The organism is Synechococcus sp. H70.2 (assembly GCF_047462275.1).
In the GTDB taxonomy this organism is placed as follows: domain Bacteria; phylum Cyanobacteriota; class Cyanobacteriia; order Thermostichales; family Thermostichaceae; genus Thermostichus.
Genome location: NZ_JANSIU010000010.1, coordinates 30,508 through 49,423, shown reverse-complemented (window position 1 = coordinate 49,423; position 18,916 = coordinate 30,508). Strand labels below are relative to the sequence as shown.

Genomic DNA, 18,916 nt, shown 5'->3' with positions numbered 1-18,916 from the left:
CCCTAGACCTTGGCCGGTAGCTCTTTGCTGCCAATGAGATCCCGTAGGACGGCCCCTAAGCCAAACGCTTCGCCAACCCAGCGGGTCAACAGGGGCGGCCCTAGGGAGCCCAGGCGGTATAGGCCCACTCCTGCTACCACTCCCGCCAGGAGGCTGTTGCCCCAGCCTCCCCCCAGCCAGCTACCCAGCCCTTCGGCCAACAGCAGCAGCAAGCCGTTGAAGAGCAGCGGTCTCCACAAGTCCCCTAGTGCCCTGCGGAGGGCTCCCCACGGCAGGCGCAGCCGCCTTCCCAAGCCCAACAGCCACAGCCCATCCAGCAGGGGCGCTAGCAGCAGGTCCAAGCCCAAGGGTGCTAAGCCCACAGCTACCCCCTTGCCAAGGGCGCAGGCCGTACTCCACTGCTCTAAGTAGCGGGCGTGATACTGCCACTGCTTTTGCCACAGCTGGGCCTGAAGGCGCTCCAGCCGCTTCAGCCCATTCAGGGCCAAAAGGGATTCTGCCTCCGTCTGCAAAATCTCCACAATTCGGCCTCGCAGAGCCTCAATCTGGGGTGCGGGTCGCTCCCACTCCAGGGTAATACGACCATCGGGCCAGTGGGTGCGGACTTTCTGGGGTTTTGGGCAAGCGGCCACCGTCAAGAGTGCCTGCGGCGACAGCCAGTCCAGGTGGCGGCTGATCTGTTCGCAAATGGCCTGCAGCTCTGCCTCCGAATAGAGATCACACTTGTTCAACACCAGCAGGAGGGGCTTGTGCAGGGTGCGCAGCTCCAGCAGGGCCTGGTACTCTAGCTGGGTGAGATCGGTGGCAATCACAAACAGAATGAGATCCGCTGCCCGGGCCACCTCCCAGGCCAACTGCTCGCGCGCCTCGCCATTGATCTCGTTTAAGCCGGGGGTGTCGATGAGCCGCACCTGCCAAGGGATCCCTGGCCCTGGCTGCCATAGCAGAGACTGCGGCTTTTGCGTTACGCCATTGAGGGGCCCCACTTCCAGCCGAGCCTCGCCAGCGAGGGCATTCAAAACAGCTGACTTGCCGCGGTTGACCAGCCCAAAGGCGGCAATGGAAAATAGCCGCGCCGTCAATTGCTTGCGCAAAGCGGACAAAGCCTTAAGCTCCGGCTGCAAGTCTGGACGGCTGGCCAGAGCTTGCCAGTGATCCCAGCAGCGCTGAAGAACGGTTTCAGCTTGGGCTAGGGGAGTGGTCATCGACAAGAAAAAAGGGATTAACCCTCACTCTACAAGGAAATTGGCCACTACAGCCCAGCTTCCCTCCCCCAACGGGGGGAACTCAGCTGGGATCCGCCAAGGGGAGAATGGGGCATGATAGGCGTAGGTCGACGCTCCTCAAGTAGTATGCTCCGCCGCCTTCCCAAATCTCTCCGCTGGGGATCCCATCGCTCCAAGCAAGAACGCCAGATCGTCCGCCTCCTCTTGGCCTTTGCCGGGGCTCTGCTGGCTGTGGACATTCTGCTCTTGAGTGCTCTGCACTAGGGATTTCCGGCTGAGATTGCCCTGTTCCCTGGAAAAGAAGGCTATCATAGATAGAAAGTCGAGGGGTTAAACTCCCTTGAGAGCTTTGCAACTCCTACGAGGCAAGTCGGATGGATTGGGTAGAGAAAGTCCTGGAAAAGATCCGCGAATGGGTGGAACGTGTCATTGATGCCTTGCTGGGAAGTCCTCAGCCTCAACCTGCACCCATTCCGGTAGAAGATGGATCCCCTCGTCGTCGTTAATCCGACTGCCCTGGCCACCAGTGGCGAACCCTTGAGCCTCTTGGTGTTGCACGGTCCCAACCTCAACCTGCTAGGAGAACGAGAGGTGGGCATTTATGGCTCAGTTTCCCTAGAGCAGGTTGATCAGGCTCTGCAGCGGCAAGCAGAGCTGCTGGGGGTAAAGCTGGAGATCCTGCAGTCCAATCATGAGGGAGTGCTCATCGACGCCATTCACCGCGCCCGCCAGCAGCACGCTGGCATTCTGATCAACCCCGGCGCCTACACCCACACCAGTATTGCTCTGCGGGATGCCATTGCTGCCGTGGGATTGCCCACTGTAGAGGTTCACCTCAGCAACATCTACCGCCGCGAGCCCTTCCGCCAGCACTCCTACATTGCTGCTGTAGCCATTGGGCAAATCAGTGGGTTTGGGGCCCATAGCTACTTGCTGGGTCTGCAAGCTCTCGTCCAACACCTGCGGCGGCCAGTAGCCTAGCCAAGGGGCTCTGAGAACTTGCCGCAGGCGAACCTTCCTTTGGCTATCCTACCCTGACTTTAGCTGGCGGGAGGGTCAACCCATGCTGACGTTACAAAGGGTGGCTGAGCTGCTGCAAACTCCTCTGCAGGGGGATCCCCAGCTGTTGAGCTGGCCGGTTCAGACCCTCTGTACCGACAGCCGCCAGCTGCAGCCGGGAGCAATCTTTGTGGCTCTGCGGGGAGAACGCTTTGACGGGCACGATTTCATTCCCCAAGCCCTCAGCAAAGGGGCCGTTGCCGTCATCAGCCAGCAGCCGGTGGCTGCACCCCATTTTCGGGTTGCGGATACCCTGGCTGCCTACCAGCGCCTGGCCAGAGCCTGGCGGGAGCAGTTTGCCATTCCTGTGGTGGCCATTACTGGCTCAGTAGGCAAAACCACGACCAAGGAAATGCTGGCGGCTGCCCTCTCCCGCTACGGCAGCGTTCTCAAGAGCGAAGCCAACCACAACAACGACATTGGGGTGGCGCAGACGCTGCTGCAGATGCGACCTGAGCACCAGTTTGCAGTGCTGGAAATGGCCATGCGCGGTCCTGGCGAAATTTCCCGCCTGGCCCAGATGGCTCAGCCCACCCACGCCCTGATTACCCATATTGGCACTGCCCACATTGGTCGACTGGGATCCCGCGAGGCCATTGCCGCTGCCAAGTGTGAGCTCCTGCAGGAGCTAGGCCAGGGGGGAGTGGCTCTGCTTAACGGTGAGGATCCCTTGCTGCTAGCCACTGCCGCCAGGGTGTGGTCGGGACCAACCCTCACCTACGGCCTCGACCAAGGTAACCTGCGAGGGCAGTGGAATCCGCAAGCGCAAACGGTAACCGTGGAGGGCTTGACCTTGCCGGTGCCCCTGCCAGGCAGACACCACGCCCTCAACTGGATGGGGGTGCTGGCGGCTGTGCGCAGCTTGGGGTTGGATTGGGACCGCCTGCGGGAGCCTATCCTCTTGCCTCCACCTCTGGAGGGGCGTAACCGCCATCTTAAGTTGGCAGGAGATGTGGAGATTTGGGATGAGACCTACAATGCCTCGCCAGAGGCGATGATTGCGGCTCTCCAGCTTCTGGCCCAAACCCCGGGGAAACGGCGCTGGGCCGTCCTCGGCCCCATGCGGGAGTTGGGGGAGCATGCCCCTCAGCTTTATGCAGAGGTGGGGCGCGCAGCTGCTCCTTTGGGGTTGGAGCGGCTGTTGCTTTTGGATCCTGACGGGGAAATGCAGCCGCTAATTGAGCAAGGGCCGGCGGCTGAGATAGAGCGCTGTGAGGACCAATCGACTCTCCTAGAAATTTTGCTGCAGCAGGTGCAGGGGGGGGATCGGCTGTTATTTAAAGCAGCGCGAGCCATCCAGTTGGAGCGGGTGCTGCAGCGCTTTTTGCAGTCCTGGCAGGCCTAGGCTAAGCTAAGAGTTGGCCGCTAGCTCGGCCCTCCTCTCCCTAGAGGGGAGGCGTTTCGACTTTGTCTATCCTTCCTCAGTTTCCCTTTTCCGAGACAGGAAGAAGTATGTACTACCACAACCCTTCTCTGCGGGAGGAGCCGCGGGATCAACCGCCGGTAGTCTTGCCTTCCAGTGGCAGCCTCTCCATCCTGGACTGGCTACGCCAAGAAGGTCGCTTGCTGGAGCAGCCGATGGAAGTTCCTGAGATAACCCTGGACGAGGATCTCGAGGAGATTGACGACCTGATTGGCGATAACTTCGTGGAAGACTTCGAGATGGAGGAAGAGGAGTAGGTCAGAAGGGCCTAGGAGTGGGCCGAGCCCTCCTAGTGAGGATCTAGACAGGGGCGCTAGAGTAGAGAAAGAAGGGGCGTTGGCCGAGCGGTTTAGGCAGCAAACTCATAATTTGCCTTACACAGGTTCGACTCCTGTACGCCCCAGAGGCAAAGCTCTTTACCCAAAGGTGCCGCAAAGCTCCGGGCGGCGGTAGGAAAACCCGCCTGCTGTAGAGTGGCCGCTAGCGATAGCCTGGGGTGGAGTAGTTGAGGGCAAAGTGAAGGCGGGATCCCCCATCCCTCCAGCGTGGCCTCCAGTGCTCAGGCAAGGTCGCAGGGGCTCCCCACTGCGATTGCAGCTGGCTGAGGAATTGTTCCTGCCAGGTACGTAGGTTGGCCAAAGGGGCGCCGCTGTTCATTAGGGCAAACCAAATGTCCCCCTTCTCGGTTGGCAATACCCCCGCCAAGGTGCTGATGCTGCTCAGGGTGCCAGATTTGGCAATCATCATCCTTGGCAACAGCCGTCGCTCCAACACCCCCCCATCTTGGCCGACGACAGCAAAGGCATCTGCTAGAGAGAGCCCCTGCTTTTCCAGAAACAATTGAATTGCCTGCAACAAAGCTACATCGGCCCGCGGAGAAATGCGGTTTTTCACCCCCAACCCCGAGCCGTTGACTAGCTGTAGCTCTGCGGGCGGGATCCCTGCTGCCCTGCGGGCAATTTGGGCTACCCGCTCTGCTCCTCCCACCGCAGCTGCCAACATCTCCGCCATGGAGTTGTTGCTGTAGAGATTCATTAGCTTGAGCAGGCGAATGAGGGGGGGCGACTCGTGCCTAAGCAAAACTTGGGCGGTAGCTGGGATCTGCTGGGCAAGCCGCACCGAGCCCAAGATCTCCACTTGCGGCCTGGGGGTGCCAGGGGGCAAGGTCTGAAATTGGACCTGGGCTTCTGGCGGCCAGCGCCGCGCATCCAGCCCCTGCTGCAGCAGAGCTCCCGAGCGGGCTACATCCTGGGAAAAGTTCATGTAAAAGCGACCTACCACCACCAGATCCCCGCGCACTTGGCGGATCCCCTGACCATTGAGAGCGTTGCCAACCAAGAAGGCCTCTTCCCACACGAAGAAGGGATCCTCTCCCCCCAGCACCCAGAGATCCCCCTGCAAGACTCCCTCAGCGGTTAGTGAACCCGTGGTTAACCAGGTGGTAACAAAGCGGTGCTGGGGGCCAAACTGCTGCAGAGCGGCCAGCGTAGTGGCCACCTTGCTCAGGGAGGCCGCCGGCAGGGGGGTGGATCCCTGGTGCTGCCCCAACACCTGGTCGCCCACCTGCAGCCAAACCCCCTGGGCCTTGGCAGAGAAGCCGCGATCGGTCAACTGGGCCAGGTAGGCCTCCACCTGAGGTTGCAGGGATCCCTGCGCCGTTGCCTGGGAAAAAGGAGCTGCGCCCAGCAGCAGGAGCGCTGCCGAGAGCATAGCCCCCCAGATCGCCACCAGCCCCCTAATCAGCCAAACCCGTCGCCCTCGTTGGCGATAGGGGTGCGCCGCCCTGCTCACCGCAAGTGCCCTCTAAAAACACCAGCCCGCCACTACAGCGGATCCCTCAGCTCGGCAACTCCCAGCCGTTCTCTTCCACAGGTTCCACGTCGATGGTGCCGGGGGGCGTTTGCCGGTAAAAGTGTCCATCGGCAACAAACAGGGGCTCGCCACAACTGGGACAAAAGAAGCAGCTGCCTTCAAGGGCTTGCGCCTCTGAGCCACAGACTGGGCAGAGATCCGTTGCCATCCAGCGGCGGGCCCACCAGCGAAAGGCCATCAGCACCAGCACCGGCAGAGAGAGCAAAAACAAAAGCAGGGCTACTAGGCCAACCACCAGCCAGCCTAGGCCAAGGCCGGTTAGCAAAGCTGCCGCAGCTAGGGATCCCAGCCAAAAACCCCAGCCCGTTAGAGAAATGGAATAGGTTTTGGGCTGCTCAAAGCGCATCTTTTTCTGCCTTCCCCCAAACCAACTACGCGGGCCTTTTCCTGAGCATGGTAGCCCAAACTTGCCGGCAGCAAGAGCAGGCTAGCTCCTCCCCGCTGGATAGGGCTCTCCCCTTGCGGGCTGAAGGAGGCGCCGTGGCTGCTCCTCAAGGGATCCCTTGGCTAGCTAAAAAGCGCTGGCAGGGCTCTCAGGAAAGCTATTATCAATTACAGAACTTATTGAGGGGCACGGCAACGTTGCCTAAAGTGGAGGGGCAGGATTATGGTCTATACGGAGGAAGCTTTCAAGGCAGAGCTGAACGCTAGGGGTTGGCGAGCCACTCGGCAACGGGAGATCATTCTACAAACCTTTCAAAGCCTCCCGGAGGGAACTCACCTAAGTGCTGAGGAGCTGCACAAGAAGTTGCAGGAAGAAGGCCATAAAATTAGCCTTTCCACTATCTACCGCACCGTCAAGCTAATGACGCGCATGGGCATTTTGCGGGAGCTGGAGCTGACGGAAGGCCACAAACATTACGAGATCAACCAGCCGGCCCCCCACCACCATCACCATTTGGTTTGCATTAAAACCAACAAAGTCATCGAGTTTAAAAACAATGCTATCCTCAACATTAGCCAGAAGGTGGCGGAAAAATACGGCTTTAAGCTGCTCGATTGTCAGCTCACCATCATCGGCATTAGCCCCGAGGGGCAGCGCTCGATTGTGTAGCCCAGCTCCCCTTTGCCTGGGCTGCCCTCCCCCCCAGAGGAGCAGCAAGAGATCTTTGAGAACAGCTGCTGTCAAGTTGCCAAGCCACTGGAGGGAACCCAAGCTATGAACGAGCAGGAAGTGGCACAGTGGCTGGAGGGGGCTCTAGCTGATTTGTGCCTGCGAGTCCAAGTCAAGGCCCAGCCCCTCCAAGACAGCCCTGGGGACTACGCCTTGGCGATCCTGCTCAATCGCCCTGCCGATTCCACTCCCAACTATGAGCAGCTGAGCGCTTGGTTCCAGAAGGCCATAGCTAGCCGCTACCCCCAAGTCAAGCGCTTGGCCCTTTACAGCCGCCCCATTGGCCAGCGACAGGCGGACTGGCAGACGCAGGTAAGCCTGGTGCCGGAGCTCAAAAGCGCTTGGGAGCTGGATCTGTCCAAGACCGCCAGTTGCTCACCGCCGACCTGCCTCAACCTTCGAGCGTGGTGCGCCAGGCGGTCTTGGGTTTTCATAGCCTCACGGCTGGGCAAAAAGAGGAAGTTCTGCCCTTGCTGCCCACCTTGTTCCGCAACCCCAGCGCCGTCTCCACGGTAGCGTTGTCGGTGGAAGCGGCCCTGTGGCTGGAACCTCTGAAAAGTCTCAACCCCTATGAGCTGCGGCTCCTGGGCATTTGGCTAAGCCGCTATTGCTTCGATCCCAGCCGCACCTTAGCAGAGTTGGATCCTGCCACCTCGGGTCTCAAAACCGGTCAGACCCGACGCCGGTATCGCGCTCCTCAGACAGGGGTCTCGCTGGTTTTGGCCAGCTTTGCCGGCAACCTCACTCTGGCCGCCGGCGTGACCCTGAGCCTGTTGTTCGGCCTGGTGTTTGTGCTTCTCCTGGCCGTTTTCGGCACCCTGGAAGGGGGGTTTTCCTTCGGCTCTTTCCTTGCCGCCGTTCTACTCACCCTGACCTTCAATGCCCTGATTTTCTTTTTGTCCCCCTGGTTGATGGACTGGATCCAGCACAGCCTCTACGGCACCCAGTGGGTGAGCCTGGCGGAAATCGGGCGTCGCAGCCCCGAAAGCGCGGAGGTGATCGAACGGGTCTGCCGCCAGTACAAGCTGAAGCAGCCGAAGCTGGGTCTAATCCGCGATCAAAACCCCACTGCCTTCAGCTATGGCAGCCTGCCCAATAACGCCCGCATTGTTGTCAGCGAGGGCTTGTTCACCTACTTGGAAGATGAAGAGGTGGCTACCGTTTACGCCCACGAGCTGGGGCATATCATCCACTGGGATTTCGCGGTCATGACCCTGGCTGCCACGCTGGTGCAGCTCCTCTATCTCCTCTACGTCTACGTGCGCGACACACGCCGGGAGCGCAGAGGCGGCAAAAACATAGGTTTCTTGGCTCTGGTCGCCTACTTTTTCTACGTGGCCGGCTCCTACTTGGTGCTGTATCTGTCGCGGGTGCGGGAGTACTTTGCCGCCGCAACCACCGGCAACCCCAATGCCCTGGCGCGGGCGCTGGTGAAAATTGCCTTTGGCATCGTGCAAGAAGGGGAACGGGAAGAGGATGAGGAAGCCCGACAGCGCAGTGCTCGCCTGCTGGAAGGGACGCGGGCCTTAGGGATCTACGATGCCAAGGCGGCGGTGATAGCCGGGACAGCCTACCGGCTTGCTTCGGATCCCAGCCAAGTGGGCAGGGTGTTTCTGTGGGATCTGTTTAACCCTTGGGCCTGGTGGATGGAGCTGAACTCCACCCATCCCCTTACCGGCAAGCGGGTGCGGGCGCTGGCTACCTATGCCGAACAACTGGATCTGCCGGTGGAGTTCGACATGGCCAGCGTGGTGGCCCAGGGCAAGCAGCTCAACCGCCAGCAGCTCTACGGCAGTTTTCTCAGGGATCTGCTGCTGTTGAATGCCGAGCGGCTGGGGGCAGTCTTGGGGATGGTGCTCGGGATCCCAGCTCTGCAGGCAGGGTCTTACGGCATGCTTGCCGGCCTGGCACTGGCGGGAGCCAGCCTGGGCCTGCTGCTGAAGATGACGGTGATGTACCCCAGCTTGGAAAACCCGCCGGCGTTGACGGTGCTGAAGGCGATGAGCAACCCCTACGCCAGCCCCTTGCGCGGCTTGCCGATGCAGTTGCAGGGGCGGGTGATTGGGCGAGGGGATCCGGGCTACCGCTTTGGCGCCGATCTCAAGCTCCAGGATGAGACGGGGATGATTTTCCTGCGCTATGTTTCTCGGCTGGGGCCGCTGGGCAATTTCCTATTTGGAGCCAAGCAGGCCGCAGGCCTAATTGGCAAGGAGGGAACGGTTGTCGGATGGTTCCGGCGGGGGGCAGTTCCCTACCTAGATCTGGCCCGCTTCCAGAGCCGCTCTGGGAAGGTAGTGACCAGCCATCCAGCCTTTGGACAGGCACTGCAGGTGGCGCTGGGCTTGATGGCTGCCCTGCTGGTGATCACCCTTTCCCCTTTCTAGGGAGCTTGGCCGGCACAGGAGGGGGTCGGTGGCTCCCCAGTAGCACGGGCGTAGTCGTCGCTAAAGCGGACGATGTCGTCTTCGCCCAGGTACTGGCCGTTTTGCACCTCGATGATCACCAGGGGGATGACGCCGGGATTTTCCAGGCGGTGCTTGGTGCAGGGGGGCACGTAGGTGGACTGGTTGGTGGTGATCAGCCGCTCTTCATCGCCGCAGGTAACCTTGGCAGTACCGGCAACCACAATCCAGTGTTCGCTGCGGTGGTAGTGCATCTGCAGGCTAAGGCGACGCTTAGGCAGCACCACAATCCGCTTGATCTTGTAGCCGGGGCCCTCCTCCAGGACGGTAAAGCTACCCCAGGGGCGGGTTTCGGTATTGCTCTCCATGAGCTTGTTGAAAACTTCGGCCGAGAAGGTGGCCGGCAGTTTTTCCACTGAGGGCAGGGGAGAATTGTGGGCTTCTAGCATAGGCTGCTCTCCTTGGGGCCCTGCCTTCAGCTTATCCTACGGAGCAAGGAAGTAGCCTAACCCCGTTGAAATCCTATGGGATCATGGAGAAGTGATCTTGGAAAAGGCCCTTCTCCTCCATGCATTCCTACCCAGTTCACATCCACGACCGCCAGAAAGACGCTCACTATCTCATCCAGGTACCGGCTGACCAATACATCCTAGAGGCTGCCGAAGCCCAAGGGATCCAACTGCCCTTTGCCTGTCGCAACGGCGCCTGCACCACTTGTGCGGTGCGGATCCGGCAGGGATCCCTCTACCAGCCGGAGGCGATGGGGATCTCGCGGGAGCTGAAGGAGCAGGGCTACGGGCTGCTGTGCGTGGGCTATGCCCGCTCGGAGCTGTGGGTGGAAACCCAGGATGAAGATGAGGTGTACGAGCTGCAGTTTGGCCGCTACTTTGGTCAGGGGCGGGTACGACCAGGGATCCCCCTTGACGACGAGGAATGATGGCTAGGCCAATCTTGTCTTGCCGCCCCTGGCAGGGGGAGGCCTCAAAAGGGTTGCCGCCTTCCTGGCCACCTCAGCCGCAAAGCTGGCTGCTGGGAGCAGCAGCCCTGATCCCAGTCAACCTGGCTCCCAGTCTCTTGCTGGCGGTGGTGGGGACGGTGCAGAGCTATGGCCGCTCCTGGCAGCAGATCCGGCGGGATCCCCTGCTGCCCTTGGCCGGCCTGCTGAGCCTGGCGGCGGTGGCAACGGCGCTGCTGGCAGAAGACTGGCGGCTGAGCTTGCTGGGGATGTTTAACTACTGGCCTTTTCTGCTGATGCTGCCAGCCTTAGCTGGGGCACTGAGGGATCCCCTCAACCGCCGGCGCCTGGCACAGGTGTTGGTGCTAGGCAGTGGGCTGATGCTGCTGTTGGGCTGGGGAGAGGTCCTGTGGGGGTGGCGGGGGCATCTCTTCTTGGGGCCGCTCTGGATTACGGGAGTGGCTGGCGGGGAGCGACCGGCGGCGGCCTTCACCTCCCCCAATATTCTGGCCATCTACCTGGTGATCCACCTGTGCTTGGCGGCGGGGCTGTGGGGGGTAGCCTCATCCCCCCTTACCAGAGCAGCGCTGGCGGCAATGCTGGGGCTAGGATCCCTGCTGTTACTGCTGACAGCCTCCCGCAACGGCTGGGGGGCAGGGGGGCTGGCACTGCTGATGGGATTGGCGCTGCGGCGCTGCTGGGGGAGGATGGCTCTCCTGGCCGGCCTGGGGCTAGCCAGCTTGGCGGCGGCTTTGGATTGGCCCGGCTGGCGGGCGGTTGTGCCCTCCTTGATCTGGAGCCGGCTGGCAGACACCTTCGACCCCCAGGCCCCCCATTTCAGCTCTACGACCAACCGCCTGGATGCCTGGCGCTTTGCCCTGCAGATGGTGCGGGAGCGTCCCCTAACGGGCTGGGGCTGGCAGAGCTTCCCTGCCCTCTACAACGCCCAGGATCCGCCGGAGCTGCTGGGCCACTGCCACAATTTGTACTTGCACCTAGCTGCAGAAGGCGGGATCCCTCTGCTAGTGGGCTATTTGGCCCTGTGGGGCTGGATCTGGGTGCGGGGCTGGCAAGCCTGGCGCTGCTCCCAGGACGGGGTTCTCTTGGGAGTTTTGCTGGCCTTGACGGCATTTTTTGCTGCGGGGCTTTTGGACGTGGTGATCCTGGATGGCCGCATTCACCTGTTGATAACCTTGCTCTTGGGCGCAGCTTGGGGAGCCAGCCTCGAGCCCCTCTGCAGCGAGGCAAATAGGGTTCCGGCGGCTCCCTTCCCAGGCGAGGCCTCCTAGCCAATGCCACAATAGAGTTTTCGGTTGCCGGATTTTCTCGCGTATCGAGTTTAGCCTTGGATTTGTTGGATTGACTCCAGTCCCCGCTCATTGGTATTTGGAGTGCCCCACCTTCTTCCATGGAGCAGCCAATCCCTTCCCTGGCACCTGAGCCCATCAAGCCAGGGGATCTCCTATCCCTAGAGATCACCGACCTAACCCCCGAGGGCGATGGCATTGCCCATACGTTTGGCCACGGGCGGGGTCGGGTAGTGTTTGTAGCCCAAGGTGTGCCGGGGGATCGGGTGGTGGCCCAGGTCATTGAGATTAAGCGCAACTACCTGGTCGGGCGAATTCGTTCCCTCCTTGCTCCCTCGCCGCAGCGGGTGCGACCCGCTTGCATTGTGGCCGACAAGTGTGGTGGCTGTCAGTGGCAGCACGTCCGCTACGAGCAGCAGCTAGCCACCAAGCAGCAAATTCTCCGGGATGCCCTGGAGCGCATTGGCGGCCTTTCCCTGCCCGAGCCCGTCCCGATTTTGGGATCCCCGCAGCCGCTGCGCTACCGCAACAAGGTCACCTACCCCATCGCCAAAGCGGAGGGCCAGCCGTTGCGCATGGGCTACTACCGACCGGGCAGCCACCGCCTGGTGAACCTCAACCAATGCCCTGTGCAGGACGAGCGGCTGGATGTGTTCCTAAGGGAAATAAAGCAGGATCTGCAGGAAACTGGCTGGAGCGTGTATGACGAAAGCCGCCACCAGGGCCACCTGCGCCATCTGGGCTTGCGCATTGGCCGCCGCACCCGTGAGGTGCTCCTCACCTTGGTCAGTTGCAGCCGCGACCTGCCCCATCTGGAAAGGTGGGCCCAGCGCTGGCTGCAGCGCTACCCTGACCTGGTGGGGGTCTGTCTTAACCTCAACCCGGCCCGCACCAACGTCATCTTTGGCCCGCAAACGGAGGTCATTGCCGGGCGGGGATCCCTGCGGGAAGAATTGGCCGGTCTTTCCTTTTGGATTGACAGCACCTCCTTCTTTCAAGTCAACACGGAGCAGGCGGAGGCCTTTTTTACCTGGATAGTGGATCAGCTCCAGCTGCGTGGCGAGGAGATCGTCCTAGACGCCTACTGTGGCATCGGCACCCTAACCCTGCTCTTGGCCCGGCGGGCCAAACGGGCGATAGGGGTGGAAGTCCTGCCGGCGGCGGTGGCCCAGGCCCGCTACAATGCCCAGTTCAACGGCATCGCCTCGGCCCAATTTTTCCAGGGCACAGTAGAAGCGGTTTTGCCGACTCTGCCTCCTGCCGATATCGTGGTGTTGGACCCGCCGCGGCGCGGCTGTGACCGGCAAGTGCTCGAGATCCTGAAGCAGCGACAACCCCAGCGCATCGTCTACATTAGCTGTCACCCTGCCACCTTGGCGCGCGACCTGCAAATCCTGATGGCCGAGGGATCCTACCGCCTAACCCAATGGCGAGCCGCTGACTTCTTTCCCCAGACGGGCCATGTTGAGGGAGTGGTCTTTTTGGAGCGGGTCTGAGGGCAACTCCAGGGGAGGGGGGTGAGGGAGCAGCAGCCACCGGCAACCAATGCTAACGTCAGAATAGTTAAAGTTTCGCAACGGATCCCCTTGCCGTTACCCTAGCCTCTCATGCTCAGAGCTGGCATTGTTGGCCTGCCCAATGTGGGCAAATCGACTCTCTTTAACGCCCTCTGCGAAAATGCCAAGGCCGAGGCGGCCAACTTTCCTTTTTGCACCATCGAGCCCAACATAGGGCGGGTGGCGGTGCCGGATGAGCGCCTAGAGGTGCTGGCCAAGATCAGCGGCTCGGCGGCAATCGTCCCCGCCCAGATTGAGTTTGTTGACATTGCTGGGCTCGTAGCTGGCGCCAGCAAAGGCGAGGGGCTGGGCAACCAATTTCTCTCCCACATCCGCCAGGTGGACGCCATCGTGCATGTGGTGCGCTGCTTTCAGGACGAGAACATTGTCCACGTGGCCGGCTCCGTGGATCCCCTGCGAGACATAGGCGTGATTAACCTAGAGCTGGCCCTGGCGGATCTGGCGCAGATCGAGCGGCGTTTGGAGCGGGTGCGCAAGCAGGCCAAGTCCGACAAAACGGCTCAAGTGGAGCTGCAGGCCCTGGAAAAGCTACAGGCTGCTCTGGACGAGGGCAAGCCAGCTCGCCTGGTGCCCCTTAGTCCGGAGGAGGAGGCCGCCATCAAGGGGCTGGGGCTACTCACGCGCAAGAAGGTAATCTACGCCGCCAACGTAGCGGAAACGGAGCTGGCCACTGGCAACGCGTGGGTAGAGCAGGTGCGGCAAGTGGCGCAGGCGGAAGGGGCGCGTGTGGTGGTGGTCTCAGCCCAGGTGGAGGCGGAATTGGTGGAGCTGCCGCCTGCAGAGCGACAGGCTTATCTAGACTCGCTGGGGGTGAAAGAAGGGGGGCTGAAATCCTTGATCCGCGCCACCTACGAGCTGCTGGGTCTGCGCACCTACTTTACTTCCGGCCCCAAAGAAACTCGCGCCTGGACGATCCCTGCCGGTGCCACTGCTCCCCAGGCAGCGGGGGTGATCCACTCGGATTTTGAGCGGGGTTTTATCCGGGCAGAAACGATAGCGTATGAGGATCTAGTGGCAGCAGGATCCCTAAGTGCTGCCCGAGAGAAGGGGCTGGTGCGCAGCGAGGGCAAGGACTACGTGGTTCAGGAAGGGGATGTGATGCACTTTCGCTTCCATGTCTAGGGTTCCCTGGCCTATTCCGCCAAGCCGCGTGCCCCCTGCCCCTAAGCAAAAAGACCTAGTTCTTTCTGGGAAGGGATCCCCGCCGCAGAGGGGCCTGCTTTGAGGAAGAGTTTTCCTGAGAAAACCGTTGACGCTGTAACGAAACATCACAATAATTGGACTAGGTAAACAAGTTCTTTAAGGGACATATTGATGGATCTGCTGCAATACGGGCCGATGGCCTGGGTTTACCTAGCAATTTTTGCTTCTATCATCTGGTGCCTCTGGGGTCGTTCGGAAGACGACATCATGTTTTAGCTTGAGCAAGAGGGGTTCCTCTGCAGGCCTAAACTCCTCCCTGACTTGGGCGAGCAGGGGATCCCTCTTGGATATAGCTTTTTGCAAAGTAGGATTCAGATAGGCTTGCCCTAGCCCCAGAAGGAAGAGTAAAGCCATCGAGAGCGGAGAGATCCCTCTCGGCTGCTTTGACAGCAGATCTGTTTGCAGTAGTTATGGGCTTTACCAGCTTGATCTCCCGCCGTCCCCTGCCTGGGGCCGAACAAACACCGGAGGGGTACCGCCTTTCCTGGCGGGGAGTGGCGGTGATGGGGGTACTCAATGTAACCCCCGACAGCTTCAGCGACGGTGGCCAGTGGGGATCCGTAGAGGCAGCCGTGCAGGCAGCCAAGGCCATGGCAGCAGCGGGAGCCTTGATTGTGGATATCGGCGGCGAGTCCACCCGGCCGGGGGCGGAGCCGGTGTCGGTGGAGGTGGAGTGCGACCGGGTTTTGCCCGTGATCCGGGCTCTAGATGGATCCGGCATTCTCATCAGCGTTGATACGCGCCGAACGGAGGTGGCGGCGGCGGCTCTAGCAGCCGGAGCGCACATGATTAATGACGTCACTGGGCTGCGGGATCCGCAGATGATGCAGCTGTGTGCCGAGAAGGGGGTGCCGGCAATCATCATGCACATGCGGGGAGAACCGCGCACCATGCAGCAGCTCACCCACTACGACGACCTCGAAGGGGAAGTTTTTGGCTTTCTCAAGGATCAAGCAGAACGGGCGCTGGCAGCCGGTGTTCCCAGTGTGATTTTGGATCCCGGCCTGGGTTTTGCCAAAACCGCCGAGCAGAACATTGCCCTCCTCAAAGCGCTGCCACGGCTGGTGGCCTATGGCTACCCGGTGCTGGTGGGAGCCTCGCGCAAAAGTTTTGTTGGCCAGCTTGCCGGGATTGCTGTGCCCAGGGAGCGGGATAGCGCCAGCGTAGCCGTGCACCTCTTTGCCGCCAGCCGGGGCGCTACCCTGGTGCGGGTGCACAACGTCCCGGCCCATGTCTCGGCTCTGGCAGCTTGGGCAGGTCTCCACGATGAACCCCACTAGGCTGGTGCTGCGGGGTCTTAGCTTCCATGCCCACCACGGCTATCGTCCTGAGGAGGCTGTGTTGGGAGGGCGCTTTGTGGTGGATGTGGAGATGCAGCTTGGTTGGGTTCCCCAAGCGGATGACCTAGCCCACACAGTGGACTACGCCCAGGTGTACGAGGCGGTGCGGGAGGAGGTAACCCAGCGACGCTACCGGCTGATCGAGACGTTGGCAGAGCGGATTGCTGAGCGGCTGTGGCAGAACTATCCCCAGTTGGAAGCCCTAACGGTGCGGGTGCACAAGCCGCAAGCTCCCCTGCCGGGCCTGTTCGAGGATGTCTACGTGGAGATCGTCCGCCGTCGCCCTGCTCTTCCATGAAGCCTGACCTGGCCTACATTGCTTTGGGCAGCAACCTGGGGGATCCGCTGCAGCAGTTGCGCACGGCTGGAGAGAAGTTGCCGCGGCTGGGCCAGGTGGTGGCCCGCTCCAGCCTCTACCGCAGCCCTGCCCAAGGGGGGCCGCCGGGGCAGCCGGATTACCTCAACGCCGTGGTGGCGCTGGATCCCTTTCCCCCTTACCAATCGCCCCTAGAGTTGCTGAGGGCGCTGCTGGCCATCGAGCAGGAGGCGGGGCGGGTGCGGCGCATCCGCTGGGAGGCCAGAACGCTGGATCTGGATCTGCTGGCCATGGGCAACCGGATCCTGAAGAGCCCTGAGCTAACCCTGCCCCACCCTCGCATGATGGAGCGCCCTTTTGTCCTGGCCCCGCTGTGCGAGATCGCTCCCCATTGGCGCCACCCTGAAACCGGCGTAGCTGCAGCTGAGGCGCTGGCTGCCCTGGATAGCTCCTGGCTGGAGCGCACCGACTTAGGCTGGGATTGAGCTCTACAGCGCAGCCGCCATTTTCACCGCCAGATCCACCAGCCGCGAGGCGTAGCCGTACTCGTTGTCGTACCAGGAGAGCACCTTCACGGTGCGATCCCCCAGCGTCATTGTCGACTCTAGATCCACAATCGAAGAGTGGGGATCGCCGATGATATCGGCCGAAACAATGTGCGGCGGGGCAATGGCGAGGATGCCGCGCAGCGGCCCTTCAGCAGCTTCAACAAAGGCTTGGTTAACCGCCTCTTTAGTAATGGGCCGCTCAGTGCGCACGACAAAGTCCACAATCGAGCCGGTTAGCACAGGCACTCGCAGCGCCAGACCATCCATTTTCCCCCTTAGGGCAGGCAAAACCTCAGCAACTGCCGTGGCTGCTCCGGTTGTGGAGGGCACAATCGACACCGCTGCCGAGCGGCCCCGCCGATAGTCCTTCGGATCTGGGCGATCCACAATGGCCTGGGTGGCGGTGTAGGCGTGGCAGGTGGTGAGAAAGCCCGTCTCGATGCCGAAGCGGTCCAACAAGACCTTGGCCAGCGGTGCCAGACAGTTGGTGGTACAGGAGGCGTTGGAGACAATATGGTGCCGCGCGGGGTCGTACTGGTCGTCGTTGACCCCCATCACCACCGTTAGGTCGGCGCCTTTGGCAGGGGCGGAGATAATCACCTTCTTGGCGCCGGCTTCTAGGTGTTTGACTGCCCCTTCCCGCTTGGTAAACAGGCCAGTGGATTCTATCACCAGTTCGACGCCCAGATCTTTCCAGGGAAGCTGGGCCGGATCCCGTTCTGCCAGAACCCGAATCTTGTGGCTGCCAACTTGCAGGTGGCCATCCACAACGCTTACCGTCTGGGGCAGGCGACCGTAGGCAGAATCAAATTGCAGCAGGTAGGCCAAGTTTTCCGGCTCGGTTAAATCGTTAACCGCCACCACCTCCAGCCCCCGCTCGGGTTGGGAAAGCAGCGCCCGCAAAAACGACCGGCCAATGCGGCCAAATCCGTTGATGGCTACCCGTGTGGTCATCGCAATCCTCCGGTATCAGTTCACAAGCATGGGTCGAGGGCTGCGGCGCAGGAGACGCCAACCCCCTAGGGATAGGTTAGAAGAAGAACGGGATCCGCCTTGCCTTTGCATTTGGATCCCATCTGCAACGGAGATTTGCGATTCAGGCTAACCCAGGAAGTTGCCGGTAGAGGAATTCAGATGAAGGTATTGCTGACCAACGATGATGGCATCGAGGCAGCAGGGCTGGCCCATCTCAAGCTGGCCCTCAGGGATCTGGTTGCCGAGGAACACTGCTGGATTGTGGCTCCCCACCAGCCAATTTCTGGCTGCAGCCACCAGGTAACGACGGGGCGGCCCTTTCGTGCCTGGGCCCGCGGCGAGCGCACCTTTGCTGTCGAGGGATCCCCTGCCGACTGCGTGCGGGTGGCCCTGTTTAAGCTCGCCCCTTCTGTGGATTGGGTGCTTTCTGGCATCAACGAGGGAGGGAATCTGGGATCGGATGTGTACTTGTCCGGCACGGTGGCGGCGGTGCGGGAAGCGGCGCTGCGCGGGATCCGGGGAATTGCCATCTCCCAGTATCGGGCGGGGAGCCAACCGATTGATTGGGAGCAGGTGCAGCGGTGGACGCGGGAGATCCTCGCAGAGCTAATGGAGCAACCCTTGCCGAGGGGCGCCTTTTGGAACGTGAACTTGCCCCACCTGCCGCCGGGGTCCCCTTTGCCAGAGCGGGTCTATTGCCCTCTCTGCACACAGCCGCTGCCGCTCGACTACAGCGTAGAGGCAGAAGGGGAGGGGGCAGAGGTGCTGTGGTTCCGCTACCAGGGCCGCTATCGCGAGCGAGCCCGCGATCCCCAGACGGACACCGACATCTGCTTTTCCGGTCGGGTTGCTATCACGCAGGTGCACTTGACCTCAGGAGCTCCCTGGTGAAAGGTTACGGGCAATGGTTCTGAGGCGTTGCAGCCGCAGTGCTGTCAGGATGTCGGTGGGATCCAGCTTCAGGGTCTGTTCCAGAGCATCTGCCAAGTGGCGGGCTGCCTCCTGACGACTATAGCCGCGGAACTGGGCGCGGCGCAGGGCAAATTCATCGGCCTCGAAGGGGGCGCTCTCCCGATTGAGGTTTTGCCAGATTTGCCGAACGGAGAGGGCGGTAATGCCCCCAGCCAGAAGGGCAGAAAAGGGGTGCTGCAGAGAGATCTCCACCACTGTGGTAATGCCCCCAATCAGGGCCAGCGATTGGTAAAACCCTGGCTGCAGCCAGTTGCGATGGCTAAGCCAGCCCACCTCCCGCAAAAACAAGAGATCTCGGTGGGGCTGCGGGATCCCTTGCCAGCGGCGAAAGTCGATGGCGATGATGCCCTGGGGCTGCCAAGGAGCCTTGCGGCGAGAAACCAGCAGCCCCTCGCCGCCCGAGTGAGGAACAACTTTAATCAAAGCCCGGAAGGAAGCGGGGAGCAGATCCCGCAGCCGTTCAATTTCTTCCTTCTGAAAGGTTTCCAAAGAGTGGAAGTCTAGGCGACCCGTCATACTTCACCCACCTACTTGTGCCGGTTTTTGCCCATGGCTAGCAAGCTGTTTTTAGACCCCTCTCTAGCCTAGCGGCAGGAGGGGCGGGGGAAGAGTTGCATAGACTGAAGA

At 61.2% G+C, this 18,916-nt stretch carries 21 protein-coding genes and 1 tRNA gene; 16 read left to right on the top strand and 6 right to left on the bottom strand.

What is annotated here, in order from left to right; genetic code table 11:
* Positions 1-2: 2 nt before the first annotated feature.
* Positions 3-1,205, bottom strand: a complete 1,203-nt coding sequence (locus NW822_RS09940; RefSeq protein ID WP_414404323.1) for an Era-like GTP-binding protein — start codon at positions 1,203-1,205, stop codon at positions 3-5.
* Positions 1,206-1,352: 147 nt separating this feature from the next.
* On the opposite strand from NW822_RS09940, the gene NW822_RS09935 reads away from it, so the two are divergent.
* The 6 genes from NW822_RS09935 to NW822_RS09910 all read left to right on the top strand — a co-directional run bounded on the left by NW822_RS09935 (position 1,353) and on the right by NW822_RS09910 (position 4,111).
* Complete coding sequence (locus tag NW822_RS09935; RefSeq protein WP_414362374.1) at positions 1,353-1,490, top strand: hypothetical protein; 138 nt, start codon at positions 1,353-1,355, stop codon at positions 1,488-1,490.
* A gap of 110 nt (positions 1,491-1,600) precedes the next feature.
* Positions 1,601-1,732: a hypothetical protein gene (locus tag NW822_RS09930; protein ID WP_414362375.1), complete on the top strand. Its 132-nt coding sequence runs from the start codon at positions 1,601-1,603 to the stop codon at positions 1,730-1,732.
* Entirely contained in the window at positions 1,710-2,207 is a 498-nt protein-coding gene (gene aroQ, locus NW822_RS09925) for a type II 3-dehydroquinate dehydratase (protein ID WP_414362376.1), read from the top strand. Before NW822_RS09930 ends, aroQ begins: the two co-directional genes overlap by 23 nt.
* A gap of 82 nt (positions 2,208-2,289) precedes the next feature.
* Positions 2,290-3,630: a UDP-N-acetylmuramoyl-tripeptide--D-alanyl-D-alanine ligase gene (locus tag NW822_RS09920; protein WP_414404322.1), complete on the top strand. Its 1,341-nt coding sequence runs from the start codon at positions 2,290-2,292 to the stop codon at positions 3,628-3,630.
* A 107-nt stretch (positions 3,631-3,737) separates the two neighbouring features.
* Positions 3,738-3,965, top strand: a complete 228-nt coding sequence (locus tag NW822_RS09915; protein ID WP_414362378.1) for a DUF3134 family protein — start codon at positions 3,738-3,740, stop codon at positions 3,963-3,965.
* Between the two features lie 73 nt (positions 3,966-4,038).
* Positions 4,039-4,111, top strand: a tRNA-Ile gene (locus NW822_RS09910).
* A gap of 77 nt (positions 4,112-4,188) precedes the next feature.
* On the opposite strand, the gene NW822_RS09905 is transcribed toward NW822_RS09910, so the two are convergent.
* Both NW822_RS09905 and NW822_RS09900 read right to left on the bottom strand, forming a co-directional pair.
* Positions 4,189-5,499, bottom strand: coding sequence for a D-alanyl-D-alanine carboxypeptidase (locus NW822_RS09905; protein WP_414404321.1), 1,311 nt, complete (start codon positions 5,497-5,499; stop codon positions 4,189-4,191).
* A gap of 46 nt (positions 5,500-5,545) precedes the next feature.
* Positions 5,546-5,926: a hypothetical protein gene (locus NW822_RS09900; RefSeq protein WP_414404320.1), complete on the bottom strand. Its 381-nt coding sequence runs from the start codon at positions 5,924-5,926 to the stop codon at positions 5,546-5,548.
* Positions 5,927-6,187: 261 nt separating this feature from the next.
* On the opposite strand from NW822_RS09900, the gene NW822_RS09895 reads away from it, so the two are divergent.
* Together NW822_RS09895 and NW822_RS09890 are read left to right on the top strand one after the other, a co-directional pair.
* Positions 6,188-6,634 (top strand): Fur family transcriptional regulator, encoded by a 447-nt coding sequence (locus tag NW822_RS09895; protein ID WP_414362381.1) that lies wholly within the window; start codon positions 6,188-6,190, stop codon positions 6,632-6,634.
* Positions 6,635-7,035: 401 nt separating this feature from the next.
* Positions 7,036-9,078, top strand: a complete 2,043-nt coding sequence (locus NW822_RS09890; protein WP_414404319.1) for a M48 family metalloprotease — start codon at positions 7,036-7,038, stop codon at positions 9,076-9,078.
* Here the strand turns inward: NW822_RS09890 and NW822_RS09885 are convergent.
* On the bottom strand, positions 9,075-9,464 hold the full coding sequence (locus tag NW822_RS09885; RefSeq protein ID WP_414362446.1) for a phosphomannose isomerase type II C-terminal cupin domain: 390 nt from the start codon (positions 9,462-9,464) through the stop codon (positions 9,075-9,077). The genes NW822_RS09890 and NW822_RS09885 overlap by 4 nt on opposite strands.
* 200 nt (positions 9,465-9,664) lie before the next feature.
* Between NW822_RS09885 and NW822_RS09880 the strand changes: the two genes are divergently transcribed.
* From NW822_RS09880 to folK, 7 genes are all read left to right on the top strand, one after another.
* Positions 9,665-10,033, top strand: coding sequence for a 2Fe-2S iron-sulfur cluster-binding protein (locus tag NW822_RS09880; RefSeq protein ID WP_414404318.1), 369 nt, complete (start codon positions 9,665-9,667; stop codon positions 10,031-10,033).
* Between the two features lie 53 nt (positions 10,034-10,086).
* Positions 10,087-11,340, top strand: coding sequence for an O-antigen ligase family protein (locus NW822_RS09875; RefSeq protein ID WP_414404317.1), 1,254 nt, complete (start codon positions 10,087-10,089; stop codon positions 11,338-11,340).
* A gap of 119 nt (positions 11,341-11,459) precedes the next feature.
* The gene (gene rlmD, locus NW822_RS09870) at positions 11,460-12,854 is read left to right on the top strand and encodes a 23S rRNA (uracil(1939)-C(5))-methyltransferase RlmD (RefSeq protein WP_414404316.1); all 1,395 of its coding nucleotides are present in this window, start codon (positions 11,460-11,462) and stop codon (positions 12,852-12,854) included.
* 111 nt (positions 12,855-12,965) lie between these two features.
* Positions 12,966-14,057, top strand: coding sequence for a redox-regulated ATPase YchF (ychF, locus tag NW822_RS09865; RefSeq protein ID WP_414404315.1), 1,092 nt, complete (start codon positions 12,966-12,968; stop codon positions 14,055-14,057).
* Between the two features lie 491 nt (positions 14,058-14,548).
* Positions 14,549-15,418 (top strand): dihydropteroate synthase, encoded by an 870-nt coding sequence (gene folP, locus NW822_RS09860; RefSeq protein ID WP_414404314.1) that lies wholly within the window; start codon positions 14,549-14,551, stop codon positions 15,416-15,418.
* A complete protein-coding gene (gene folB, locus NW822_RS09855; RefSeq protein ID WP_414366274.1) occupies positions 15,405-15,776 on the top strand; it encodes a dihydroneopterin aldolase in 372 nt (123 codons plus the stop codon). The genes folP and folB overlap by 14 nt, the downstream gene beginning before the upstream one ends.
* Positions 15,773-16,279: a 2-amino-4-hydroxy-6-hydroxymethyldihydropteridine diphosphokinase gene (gene folK, locus NW822_RS09850; protein ID WP_414366273.1), complete on the top strand. Its 507-nt coding sequence runs from the start codon at positions 15,773-15,775 to the stop codon at positions 16,277-16,279. Before folB ends, folK begins: the two co-directional genes overlap by 4 nt.
* 3 nt (positions 16,280-16,282) lie before the next feature.
* Here folK and gap read toward each other — a convergent pair whose 3' ends face one another.
* Positions 16,283-17,296, bottom strand: coding sequence for a type I glyceraldehyde-3-phosphate dehydrogenase (gap, locus tag NW822_RS09845; RefSeq protein WP_414404313.1), 1,014 nt, complete (start codon positions 17,294-17,296; stop codon positions 16,283-16,285).
* 180 nt (positions 17,297-17,476) lie between these two features.
* On the opposite strand from gap, the gene surE reads away from it, so the two are divergent.
* Positions 17,477-18,208 (top strand): 5'/3'-nucleotidase SurE, encoded by a 732-nt coding sequence (gene surE, locus NW822_RS09840; RefSeq protein WP_414404312.1) that lies wholly within the window; start codon positions 17,477-17,479, stop codon positions 18,206-18,208.
* On the opposite strand, the gene NW822_RS09835 is transcribed toward surE, so the two are convergent.
* Positions 18,191-18,805: a DUF3318 domain-containing protein gene (locus NW822_RS09835; RefSeq protein ID WP_414404311.1), complete on the bottom strand. Its 615-nt coding sequence runs from the start codon at positions 18,803-18,805 to the stop codon at positions 18,191-18,193. The two genes, surE and NW822_RS09835, sit on opposite strands and share 18 nt — an antisense overlap.
* Positions 18,806-18,916: the final 111 nt, after the last annotated feature.